13 protein-coding genes are annotated in these 11,120 nt (G+C 63.7%); 6 read left to right on the top strand and 7 right to left on the bottom strand.

The window, feature by feature from the left end; genetic code table 11:
- Nucleotides 1–6: 6 nt before the first annotated feature.
- The 5 genes from IGB42_RS07305 to IGB42_RS07285 all read right to left on the bottom strand — a co-directional run bounded on the left by IGB42_RS07305 (nucleotide 7) and on the right by IGB42_RS07285 (nucleotide 3,381).
- Nucleotides 7–252 carry an acyl carrier protein gene (locus tag IGB42_RS07305; RefSeq protein ID WP_159670113.1) on the bottom strand — a complete coding sequence of 82 codons (246 nt, stop codon included), beginning with the start codon at nucleotides 250–252 and terminating at the stop codon, nucleotides 7–9.
- Nucleotides 253–345: 93 nt separating this feature from the next.
- Nucleotides 346–606 (bottom strand): phosphopantetheine-binding protein, encoded by a 261-nt coding sequence (locus IGB42_RS07300; protein WP_159669248.1) that lies wholly within the window; start codon nucleotides 604–606, stop codon nucleotides 346–348.
- Nucleotides 594–1,358, bottom strand: a complete 765-nt coding sequence (locus tag IGB42_RS07295) for a 1-acyl-sn-glycerol-3-phosphate acyltransferase (RefSeq protein ID WP_159669245.1) — start codon at nucleotides 1,356–1,358, stop codon at nucleotides 594–596. The genes IGB42_RS07300 and IGB42_RS07295 overlap by 13 nt, the downstream gene beginning before the upstream one ends.
- A complete protein-coding gene (locus IGB42_RS07290; RefSeq protein WP_159669242.1) occupies nucleotides 1,355–2,083 on the bottom strand; it encodes a beta-ketoacyl synthase chain length factor in 729 nt (242 codons plus the stop codon). Before IGB42_RS07290 ends, IGB42_RS07295 begins: the two co-directional genes overlap by 4 nt.
- Nucleotides 2,084–2,133: 50 nt before the next feature.
- Nucleotides 2,134–3,381 (bottom strand): cation:proton antiporter, encoded by a 1,248-nt coding sequence (locus IGB42_RS07285; RefSeq protein ID WP_159669239.1) that lies wholly within the window; start codon nucleotides 3,379–3,381, stop codon nucleotides 2,134–2,136.
- Nucleotides 3,382–3,577: 196 nt separating this feature from the next.
- Between IGB42_RS07285 and hemA the strand changes: the two genes are divergently transcribed.
- The 3 genes from hemA to IGB42_RS07270 all read left to right on the top strand — a co-directional run bounded on the left by hemA (nucleotide 3,578) and on the right by IGB42_RS07270 (nucleotide 6,407).
- Nucleotides 3,578–4,837, top strand: a complete 1,260-nt coding sequence (gene hemA, locus IGB42_RS07280) for a glutamyl-tRNA reductase (RefSeq protein WP_159669236.1) — start codon at nucleotides 3,578–3,580, stop codon at nucleotides 4,835–4,837.
- A complete protein-coding gene (gene prfA / locus IGB42_RS07275; RefSeq protein ID WP_159669234.1) occupies nucleotides 4,834–5,910 on the top strand; it encodes a peptide chain release factor 1 in 1,077 nt (358 codons plus the stop codon). Before hemA ends, prfA begins: the two co-directional genes overlap by 4 nt.
- A gap of 155 nt (nucleotides 5,911–6,065) precedes the next feature.
- Complete coding sequence (locus IGB42_RS07270; protein WP_236822525.1) at nucleotides 6,066–6,407, top strand: NirD/YgiW/YdeI family stress tolerance protein; 342 nt, start codon at nucleotides 6,066–6,068, stop codon at nucleotides 6,405–6,407.
- 79 nt (nucleotides 6,408–6,486) lie between these two features.
- On the opposite strand, the gene IGB42_RS07265 is transcribed toward IGB42_RS07270, so the two are convergent.
- Together IGB42_RS07265 and IGB42_RS07260 are read right to left on the bottom strand one after the other, a co-directional pair.
- The gene (locus IGB42_RS07265; protein WP_159669228.1) at nucleotides 6,487–7,110 is read right to left on the bottom strand and encodes a VC0807 family protein; all 624 of its coding nucleotides are present in this window, start codon (nucleotides 7,108–7,110) and stop codon (nucleotides 6,487–6,489) included.
- 73 nt (nucleotides 7,111–7,183) lie between these two features.
- Nucleotides 7,184–8,119 carry a LysR family transcriptional regulator gene (locus IGB42_RS07260; protein ID WP_159669225.1) on the bottom strand — a complete coding sequence of 312 codons (936 nt, stop codon included), beginning with the start codon at nucleotides 8,117–8,119 and terminating at the stop codon, nucleotides 7,184–7,186.
- A 104-nt stretch (nucleotides 8,120–8,223) separates the two neighbouring features.
- Here IGB42_RS07260 and IGB42_RS07255 point away from each other — a divergent pair, with 104 nt between their 5' ends.
- From IGB42_RS07255 to IGB42_RS07245, 3 genes are read left to right on the top strand one after another with little or no spacing between them, the layout of a single operon-like run.
- On the top strand, nucleotides 8,224–8,913 hold the full coding sequence (locus IGB42_RS07255; protein WP_159669222.1) for an SDR family oxidoreductase: 690 nt from the start codon (nucleotides 8,224–8,226) through the stop codon (nucleotides 8,911–8,913).
- Nucleotides 8,910–10,016: an alkene reductase gene (locus tag IGB42_RS07250; RefSeq protein WP_159669219.1), complete on the top strand. Its 1,107-nt coding sequence runs from the start codon at nucleotides 8,910–8,912 to the stop codon at nucleotides 10,014–10,016. Before IGB42_RS07255 ends, IGB42_RS07250 begins: the two co-directional genes overlap by 4 nt.
- Nucleotides 10,013–11,029, top strand: coding sequence for a zinc-binding alcohol dehydrogenase family protein (locus IGB42_RS07245; RefSeq protein WP_159669216.1), 1,017 nt, complete (start codon nucleotides 10,013–10,015; stop codon nucleotides 11,027–11,029). Before IGB42_RS07250 ends, IGB42_RS07245 begins: the two co-directional genes overlap by 4 nt.
- Nucleotides 11,030–11,120: the final 91 nt, after the last annotated feature.

Below are 11,120 nucleotides of genomic sequence, written 5' to 3'. Positions count from 1 at the left end.
ACCGCTTCACTGTTTCAGCAGCTGATGCACTGCGTCCACGACATCGCCAACCGTACGCACGGTCTTGAATGCTTCGGGCTGCATGCGCTTGCCGGTGTGCTTCTGCAGCTTGACCACCAGATCGACCGCATCGATGCTGTCGATATCCAGATCGTCGTAAAGCCGAGCTTCGAGCGAAATACGGGCAGGATCGGTCTCAAACGTGTCTACCAGCGTCTGGGCGATCCAGGTATAGATTTCCTGCTTGTCCATCATCTTGTGCCTTGCTTGCTACGGCGTATGCCGCGTTACTTTGGAATGGGCGCTGGCCCGGGTGTCTGGCGCACCCTTGTGCTGTGGTGCGTGTTACTTGGTACGGCTGGCCTCGACAAAGGCCGCCAGGCTGCTGATCGAGGCAAAATGCCGGCGCGTTTCTTCCGATTCGGCTGAAAGTGTCAGGCCATAGCGTTTCTGCAACGCTACACCAAGTTCCAGCGCATCGATCGAATCCAGCCCCAGCCCGTCTACGAACAGCGGTGCCTCGCTGTCGATATCGTCCGGTGTGAGGTCTTCGAGGTTGAGACTGTCAATGATGAGCGCCTTGATCTCGTGGTTTAAGTCCGACATGCGATCTCCCTGGTGAAATAGTGTTGCAGCCAGTCGGTGAAACGACGGGCCGCCAGTCCGGCATCCATGCTGCTGTCCAGCGCGGTGGCCGGATCAATGTCGTCAAGCACGGTCAATGTGAAGTGCGGGCGGTGCTGCGGCACGCGATACCACGGCGTGCCCTTGGTCAGCGTGGGTTCGGAGGCACTGATGATGACCGGTGTCACGGCCGTTGGCCCGCGTACAGCCACGTTGGCGGCGCCACGCTGGAACTGCAATGATTCCCCGGGGCGCGTGCGCGTGCCTTCGGGGAAAAGAATCAGGTTGTTGCTGCGCGCAACCGAGGCGATGCAGTCGTCGATCAGCGCCGGCCCGCCGGCGTTGTTGATGAAGCCCGCAAAACGCACCGGGCCGCAGGTGAACGGGTTGCGCCACAGTGCAGACTTCACCACGCAATCGGGGCGACGCACCAGCGACATCAGCAATACCACGTCGATCAGCGACGGGTGGTTGGCAAGAATGAACAGGCCGAAACGGGCCAGCTTTTCGCCGCCGCGAACTTCGACGCTGATCACCCCCAGACGGGTCATCATCGCAACAAAAGTGCGGAATCCCTGATGGATGACGGCCTTGGCATAGCGTTGCCGGCGCATGGGGCCGGGAACCAGCTTGAGCGCCGGAAACAGTGCACACAATATGGCGATGCCGCCGATGCCGAAAACGGCAAAGCAGATACCGGTGGCGATTACCCGCCACACGCGTTCGATATTCATGCCGGCGCTCCGGTGCGCACCGCATGCCAGTTGCCCCGCGCAGTCAGCGGCAAACGGCTTGCGTTACCGAGCAAAAACCGCAGCAGATCAAGTGGCGTAGCGTTGCCGCCGCGCCCGGGCAGGCTGGTCAGCGTGAATTCGTTGCCCGTAGCCAGCTCCAGCGTAAATGCGAAAGGGGCTTCGGCATCATCTACAAAGGGCTGGTAGAGCGCAGGCAGGGGTTCATCGCTGAAACACAGCAACACCGAAGCCGCGCCATCTGCCAGTTGGCCGATGGCTTCAGTCAGGCCGGCACAGGCGGTTTCCGGGCCGGCGGCAATGGCGGTGACAGGTGCTTGCGATTGCCTGGCGATGGTAAACAGCCCGCTGGTCGCGTTATGCACCGCCATGCTGAATGATTGCGGCGATACGGCGCCATCGCGGGCAAGCTCGGTCAGCAGGGGTACGGTACGCGTGGCCTCGCCATGGCGGCTGGCGTGTATGAGAGGCTGGCCGTGGTAGGCCAGTGTGGGCTCGAACAGTGTTTCCAGCAGCATGCGGCCCAGTCGTTCCGCCCGCCGGCGCAGCATCGGCGGCATTGCCTTGACCGCCGGCGCATCATCACCTGACGGCAGCGCGTTGCCGCCTGCCCAAGCCGCCCAAGCTTCGTGCGTTGCCAGCCCCGGTGCCCACGCGGACCAGCGCAACAGCCGGAATCCGGGTGAAGGTAAAGGGGTGGATTGCATGATTCGGGCTTCTGGAAAAGGCGGAATATTAACGTTAAGGTGCTGATGCTTCAATTTGGTATTTCAGTGCAGGCGACAGCCGGTTTGTTTGAATTGACCGTTTCAAACGATCCCAGCAGCTTGAGCAGTGGCGTGGTCATCAGCGTGGTGGCAATGGCCATGATCAGCATGGCGGAAAAGTAAGGTTCGGCAATCAGCCCCAGCTGCCGACCCAGATTGAGTACCACCAGTTCCATCATGCCGCGGGTATTCATCAGCACGCCCAAGGTCAGCGAAGTACGCAAGGGCTGGCGATTGAACAGCCCTGCCAGCAGGCAGCCCCCCACCTTGCCGATGACTGCGGCAGCGGTGATCGCCAGCGCCAGCCACCACAAGCCATGAGCCAGCTGCTGGCCCAACTGCGTGGAAAGACCGATTGCGGCAAAAAAACACGGCAGCAGCCAGCGGCAGAACGGGGCCGCCTTCTGTTGCAAAGCCTGCACGGTACGTTCATTGCGTGGCAACAGCAGGCCCAGCGCAAATGCGCCGAGCAAGGCGTGCAAACCCAGCCCAGCGGTGGCCAGCGCAGATGCGACCAGGTACAGCGCCAGTTCCGGCAGGGCAGTCCGGTTGCTGCCATCGGCAATCTGCACGCCCAGCGTTTTGCAGCGGCGGCGCAGCGGGCCCAGCAGGATCAAGCCATAGGCCGCGATGGCTGCCAGCCTCAGTGCACCCTGCATCCCATGTTGTGGCATGCTGGTGAGCACGATGATCGAAAGCAGTAACCAGCTCACTGCATCGGTGAGCACCGCACTGGCGAGTGCATGTCGCCCGATATCGGTATGGGTGATGCGCTGTTCATCAAGTATGCGTGCCAGCACGGGCAAGGCGGTCAGACTGCAGGCGAGTGCAACGAATGCAAGCTGTGGCACCGGTAATGCGGGCAGCAGGCTCTGGCCTATCAGCCATGCCAGCAGCCCGCCAAGTGCGCCCGGCAGCAGAAAGGCAAACTTGGTGGTCATCACCACGGATCGGGAATGCCGGGACAGCACGCGGGTATCGAATTCCGCGCCGAGCAGGAACAGGAAAACCACCGCCCCCGCATCGCCCAGCCAGCCTATGGACTTGATGGCAACCGGGGTAAAGGCCAGTTCAGACAGCGTGGGCCACAATGCACCCAGTACACTGGGCCCCAGCACCATGCCGGCAGCAATTTCGCCGATCACTGCGGGCTGGCCCAGGTGGCGGGCGAGCCATCCCCCTGCGCGACAGGCAAGAACAACCAGGCAATAAGCCAGCGGGAGGATAAAAATGGACATGATTCGGGTGAACTAAATAAGACAGCAAGTGCCAGATTCTAAGTGAAAATCCGTCATCCGCGTTGTCCGGGCGCTGAACGTCATGCCTGTAAGCCGGGCGAAATCATCATAATGCCCAGGCCGTTACAGCCAAAGTCACGCTAAAATGCCCGGTTGATCTGTATACGAATACGCCGGTTGTTTTGAAAGCGCCCAGATGAAATTGCTCGTTCTCGGTATCAACCACCAGACCGCACCGCTTGCGGTGCGCGAGCGGCTGGCCTTTACCCCCGCAGAGCTCGATGGCGCGCTGGGTGATCTGGCACGCGTGAAGGGCGTGGCGGAGGCGGCCATCGTCTCCACCTGTAACCGCACCGAGCTGTATTGCAACGCGCGCGATGCGGATGCCGTGCTGGGCTGGTTTGCCGCGCAGCGTGGCCGCCCGGTGGAAGAGATTGCGCAGCACCTGTACCGGCTGGAGGGCGACGAAGCCAGCCGGCATGCGTTCCGCGTAGCGGCCGGGCTCGATTCCATGGTGGTGGGTGAAACGCAGATCCTTGGCCAGTTGAAAGACGCCGAGCGCGCCGCGCGTGATGCGGGCAGCATGGGCGTGTTGCTCAATGGCCTGTTCCAGCGCGCATTCCAGGTGGCCAAGACCGTGCGCACGGAAACCCGTATCGGCTCCGCTTCAGTGTCGATGGCGGCTGCATCGGTCAAGCTGGCGGAGCGGCTGTTTGCCAACCTGGCCGACTGCAAGGTGCTGTTTGTCGGCGCGGGGGAAATGATCGAGCTGTGTGCCACGCACTTTGCCGCATCGAAGCCCTGTCGCATCGTCGTGGCCAACCGCACGCTGGAGCGTGCGGAGAAGCTGGCTGCGCAATTCGGCGGCGAAGGGATGTTGCTCAACGACATCAGCGCACGATTGGCCGAATTCGATATCGTGGTCAGCTCCACCGCATCGCAATTGCCCATCATCGGCAAGGGCATGGTGGAGCGGGCGCTGAAAGCCCGCAAGAACCGGCCCATTTTCATGGTCGATCTGGCGGTGCCGCGCGATGTGGAAGGCGAGGTGGCCGAACTCTCGGATGTATACCTCTACACCGTGGATGATCTGTCCGAAATCGTGCGCCAGGGCGTGGCGTCGCGCTCGGGCGAAGTGGCCGCGGCCGAAGTGCTGGTCGATGGCGGCGTGGCCGAATTCCACCAGTGGGTGGCATCGCGCACGCTGGTGCCCACCATCCGCGAGCTGCGCGATCACGCCGACCGTATCGCCCGCAACGAGCTGGCGCGCGCCAGGAAGCGGCTGGCCGCCGGGGATGCTCCGGACGAAGTGCTCGAACGCCTGACCGAGCAACTGGCCGCCAAATTCCTGCATGCGCCGCTGGCCACGCTGAACGCCGCCGCCCCCCATGAGCAGGAGCAACTGGCTGCCGCCACGCGCCGTCTGCACCGCTTACCTACTGAAGACACTGAATGAAACCCTCGATTTTTTCCAGGCTTGCGCAACTGAAAGACCGGCTCGAAGAAGTCGGCGCGCTGCTGGCCTCCGAAGACGCCACGCGCGACATGGATCAATACCGCAAGCTCACCCGCGAACATGCGGAGCTGGAACCGGTTGTCGGCCTGTTCAACGACTTCTGCGCGTCGGAGGCGGACCTGGCCACCGCGCAGGACATGCTGGCTGATCCGGACATGAAGGAAATGGCCGAGGAAGAAATCGTTGCCGCCAGGGCGCGGCTGGAAGCGCTGGAGCTTGATCTGCAGAAAGCGCTGCTGCCCAAAGACCCGAACGACGAACGCAACATCTTCCTGGAAATCCGTGCCGGCACCGGTGGGGATGAATCCGCGCTGTTCTCCGCCGACCTGTTCCGCATGTACACGCGCTACGCCGAGCGCAACCGCTGGCAGGTGGAAATCGTCTCCGCCAGCGAATCGGACCTGGGTGGTTACAAGGAAGTGATCGCGCGCATCGTCGGCTTTGGCGCGTATTCGCGGCTGAAATTCGAATCGGGTGGCCACCGCGTGCAACGCGTGCCGGCGACCGAAACGCAGGGCCGTATCCACACCAGCGCCTGCACGGTGGCGGTGATGCCGGAAGCGGATGAAGTAGGCGAGGTCGAAATCAATCCGTCCGAGCTGCGCATCGACACCTTCCGCGCCAGTGGCGCCGGTGGCCAGCACATCAACAAGACCGATTCAGCGGTGCGCGTTACGCATTTGCCGTCCGGGATCGTGGTGGAATGCCAGGATGACCGCAGCCAGCACAAGAACAAGGCACGGGCGCTGGCGGTGCTGGCCGCACGCATCAAGGACGTGCAGGACCGCGCGCGCCACGCCGAGGAAGCGGCCACGCGCAAATCGCTGGTGGGCTCGGGGGATCGCTCCGAGCGCATCCGTACCTATAACTTCCCGCAGGGCCGCATGACCGATCACCGCATCAACCTGACGCTGTACAAGCTGGACCAGATCATGGATGGCGATCTGAACGAGCTGACGCAGGCGCTGGTGAACGAACAGCAGGCGGAATTGCTGGCTGCGCTGGGCGAGTAAGCGCCGCTGGCCGGAGGCGTTGCGCGTGGGGAGACGAGCTTTGTTGGCGGATCCAGAGCGCGCCGCACAAGCAAATAATGCCTATGGGTAATCGTTGATAGCAGCGCATGCCGTTTGCTTTTATCCTGATCAGGTGTCTGATTCAGGAGCGAAACATGAATAAAATCATTGGCTTGATTGCAGTGCTGACCATGGGTGTTGCCGCAGCGGCTTACGTGGGGCCGGGTGGTGCCAAGACTGCAACGCTGACCGCTGTCGAGGCTGCCAAGGCGGCTGACGATACCGCCGTGGCGCTGGAAGGCCGCATCATTCGCAAGATCGACAAGGATCACTACGAATTCCAGGATGCCAGCGGCACCATCCGCATCGAGGTTGACCAGAAAAACTGGCCTGCCGGCGATATCGGCCCGGATACACGTGTGCGTCTGACCGGTGAGGTGGATCAGGGTTGGCGCGGTGTCGATGTGGATGTCGATGTGGTCGAAATTCTCAGATGATCGGCAGTGATGCCGGCAAAGACGGCGTGCTCATGCACGCCGTTTTCATTCATCCGCATCCTGTTTGCGGGGCCGTCACTCAGCGTGCGGCGGCCATTCCGGCCCGGATACGCAAGCGCCGCCGGTACCACAGCGTCCAAGCCATCATCACGCCATAGATGGCGTAACCCGCTGTCGGGCCGATGGCGAGGAAGCGCTCGGGCGGCAGCGTCCACGCCAGCCAGCAGCGCAGTCCGGCTTCCGCCAGCAAGGCCACGCCCCACACGGCGGTCATCACCCGCAGCGTATTGCGGTTTTGCGGGATGGCCGCCCATTGCTCGAAGCGTGCCGCGCCGGCTTCTGCGTGGGTGGTGCTGCTCATCGCCCGGCCAAGGAAATACACCAGGGGGCGCTTGAATGGCAGCGTCAGCAGGAAAGCCAGCCCCAGTATCCCGGTGACCAGCGATTCGCGCACCAGTACCAGCTGCGCGTCGCCGCCCAGCAGAAACACCAGCAGCGACAGCACGATGCCGGCCAGCACCAGTGCGGACAGCGCGTCCAGCCGGCGTGTGCGGGCCAGCATCAGCAGGCTCCAGATCAGCGGTGGCGCTGCAGAGGCCATCAGCCCGGCCAGCTCGCCCCAGCGTGGCGCGACCAGCGTGTAGGCCACCCAAGGCAGCAACAGGTTCACGAGCAGTTCGATGATCAGGTGGCGGTAGCGCATGAGATGGTGATCCGGTTGGGGCAGGCATCAATAACGCCCGACTGCGCGTCTCGCCGACAGCACGCATCAGCCCTTACTGCAGCGCCTGCATCCGTGCCAGGCAGAAATCACGGAAGGCCAGCACGCGTGGCAATGCATGGCGTCCGCCGCTGCGCACCAGGTACAGCGGCGTGGCCTCGCCTTGCCAGTCGCTCAGCGCTGCAAGCAGCCGGCCAGCGGCCAGGTCGTTGGCCGCATCCAGCTGCGACTTGTAGGCAATGCCCCAGCCACGCCGTGCCCATTCGCTGACCACGGCGCCATCATTGCTGCTGCGCACCGGCCTGATCGTTACGCTGCTGTGCTCCACATTGCGTTCCCCATCCGGTAGGCCATCCGCCTCACCGCTGCGTTCGAAGCGCCAGCTCACGTGGGGCGTATCGCGGATGCTGAAGGCAAGGCACGCATGCGTGGTCAGGTCTTGCGGGGTGTGCGGCATGCCGTGGCTTTGCCAGTACGCAGGGCTGGCCACCAGCACGCGGCGGTTGTGCGGCGCCAGCGGGGTGGCAATCACGTTGCCATCCTGCGGGTGCCCGGCGCGGATGGCCAGGTCGATCGAATCGGCAATCAGGTCGTCCACCCGGTCTGACAGCGACACGCTGGGCACGATGGCCGGGTGCAGGCGGCAGAAGGCATCCAGCCAGTCCAGCACGAACTGGCGGCCAAAATCGGACGATGCCGCGATGCGCAGCGGCCCGGCCAGCTCGCCGCGACTGCCGGCCAGCTCGTCCAGCCCCAGGTTGATGGCATCCTGCGCCGCGCGGGCGCTGCGGTACCAGATGTCGCCCTCGGCCGTGAGCGTGAGCTTGCGCGTGCTGCGCTGGAACAAACGCGCGCCCAGCTGCGCCTCCAGCCGCTTGAGCGCAATCGATAGTGCGGAGGGGGTCTGGTTGAGGTCACGCGCCGCGGCAGACAGCGAGCCGCGCTCGACGATGCGTAAGAACCAGTCCCACCCGGGCAAGTCTTGGGTCATCTGTGAAAATGATTTGAAAATGTTTTAACGATTATCGGCTTTTTCTGCATGCATTGCTGGCGCACCATGCAGCCATCTTCTTCACGCATGGCAAGGAGCAGGCAATGAACACATTGGCAGGCAAGAACGTTCTGGTGGTGGGTGGTACGCAGGGCATTGGCGCTGCGGTGGTGCAGGCCGCGCTGGCGGCCGGGGCAACGGTATTTGCGGCGGGCCGCAGCGGCAGCGCAGTGCCGGGGGTTAAAACAGTCGCGGTCGATCTGGCTTCCCCGGCGCAGTTTGCCAGCCAGCTGGCCACGCTGCCGCAGCTGGATCACGTGGTGTTCACCGCTGGCGCACGCATCGGTTCGCCGCGCTTTGCCGAAGCTGACCTAGCCGAGTGGCGGCTGGGCTTCGAGGTGAAATTTTTTGGCACGATTGCACTGCTGCAGGCATTGCTGCCCAAACTGGCCGATGATGCATCCATCGTGCTGACGTCCGGCATGCTGTCGCGCAAGGCCACCGTCGGCGGCATCACCAAGGCCACGCTCAACGCCGCAACCGAGGCGCTGGGCCGCAACCTTGCCAAGGAGCTGGCGCCGCGCCGCGTCAACGTGGTGTCGCCCGGCGTGACGTCCACCGATATCTGGGGCAGCGGCAGCGCACGTGATGACAAACTGGCCGGCATTGCCGGTAATCTGCCCGCAGGCAAGGTGGTGCAACCGGCCGATCTGGCGCAGCTGTATCTGCTGGCACTGACCCAGCCGGCAATGACCGGCAGCATTCTCGATCTTGAAGCAGGAGCCCTGTTATGAGCCGTTTGTTGTTTACCCCGCATACCGTCGGCCCGTTGGCCTTGCCCAGCCGCATCGTGATGGCCCCGATGACGCGCTCGCGCAGCGCGCAACCGGGCAATGTGCCCACCGCACTGATGGCGCAGTACTATGCGCAACGTGCCAGCGCCGGCCTGATCGTGACCGAAGCCACGCAAATCAGTGCCGGGGCGCAGGGCTATTCATTCACCCCTGGCGTGCACAGCCCCGAGCAGATTGCCGGCTGGCGCCAGGTAACCGATGCGGTACATGCGGCGGGCGGGCGGATCTTCTTGCAAATCTGGCACGTGGGCAGAGTGTCGCACCCGGTGTTCCACGCTGGTGGCCAGCCGGTGGCGCCATCGGCAATCCAGCCCAAGGGCACGCAAGTGTGGGTGGTGGGCGAGGACGGGCACGGCGCGATGGTGGATTGCCCGCTGCCGCGCGCGCTGCAGCAGGACGAGATTGCCGATATCGTCGACGATTTCCGCAAGGCCGCGCGCAATGCGATGAGCGCTGGCTTCGATGGCGTGGAAATCCACGGCGCCAATGGCTACCTGATCGACCAGTTCCTGCGCAGCACGTCCAACGTGCGTGACGACGAGTACGGTGGCAGCCCGCAAAAGCGCATCCGCTTCCTGCAAGAGGTGGTGAGCGCGGTAGCGGAGGAAATCGGTGCCGAACACGTGGGCATCCGGCTGGCGCCATTCATCACCTTCAAGGACATGGATGACCCGGAAATCATCGGCACCATCCTGCTGGCCGCCAGCTGGCTGGATGGCAAGGTGGCCTATGTGCATCTGTCTGAAGCGGACTGGGATGATGCGCCGACGATACCGGATGATTTCCGCGCTGCACTGCGCCAGCGCTTTGGCGGCAGCATCATCGTTGCCGGCCGCTACGACGAACAACGCGCCGAACAGATGCTGGAGGCCGGCTGGGCCGACCTGGTGGCCTTCGGCCGCCCCTTCGTGGCCAACCCGGATCTGCCGGCGCGCATCCGCCAGCATTGGCCGCTGGCCGCGCCGGACCCGGCAACGCTGTTCGGTGGCGATGCCGCCGGCTACACCACTTATCCCGCCTACGCACAGGGAGACGCAGCATGAAAGCCGTCGCACTCACGCATTACCTGCCCATCGAGCACGCTGATTCGTTGCTGGATGTGATACTGCCCAAGCCCGAGGCTACCGGCCGCGATCTGCTGGTAAAGGTGGAGGCGATTTCGGTCAACCCGGTCGATACCAAGGTGCGCAGCCCCAAATCGAAGTTCGAGCTGACGCCGCGCGTGCTGGGCTGGGATGCCGCAGGCATCGTCGAAGCGGTAGGGCCGGAGGTCACGCTGTTCAAGCCGGGTGACGCCGTCTACTACGCTGGCGACATCACCCGCCCCGGCAGCAATGCCCAATTCCAGCTGGTGGACGAGCGCATCGTCGGCCACAAGCCGGCCAGCCTGGATTTTGCCGCCGCTGCCGCGCTGCCGCTGACGGCCATCACCGCGTGGGAATCGCTGTTCTACCGGCTGCACATCAGCCAGACTGGTGCCGATGCTGGCAAGACGGTGCTGATCGTTGGCGGTGCCGGTGGCGTGGGCTCGGTTGCCATCCAGCTTGCCAAGGTGCTGGCGGGGCTCACGGTGATCGCCACCGCCGCGCGGCCGGAATCGCAGGCCTGGGTGCAAAAGCTGGGGGCGGATGCCACTGTCGATCACCGGGCTGACCTGGTGGCGCAGGTGCGTGCACTGGGCCACCAGTATGTGGACTACGTGCTGTGCTTCAACAATACCGACCAGCATTTTGCTGCGCTGGCCGAGCTGATCGCACCGCAGGGCACCATCCTCACCATCGTCGAGAATGCGCAGCCGGTGCCGGTGGAGCTGCTCAAGAGCAAGAGCGCCAGCTATGCGCAAGAGTTCATGTTCACCCGCGCCATGTTCAAGACGCCGGACATGCAGGCGCAGCACCAGTTGCTGCAGGATGTGGCCGGCCTGATCGATGCCGGCAGGCTGCGCGCCACGGTGGGGGAGGATTACGGCCTGATCAACGCCGCCAACCTCAAGCGCGCGCATGCCACGCTGGAAGCGGGGCAGACCATCGGCAAGATCGTGCTGGCCGGGTTCTGACGCGCCTGTGTTGCCACTGCTGCAGCCCGGTGCAGGAGTATCGGCATCAAGAACCCGGCAAAGCCGGGTTCTCACCGGTTTGGGCAGGTGA

Origin of the sequence: Andreprevotia sp. IGB-42 (assembly GCF_009848685.1) — a bacterium.
GTDB lineage: Bacteria > Pseudomonadota > Gammaproteobacteria > Burkholderiales > Chitinibacteraceae > Andreprevotia.
This window is presented reverse-complemented; position numbering and strand designations above follow the sequence as displayed.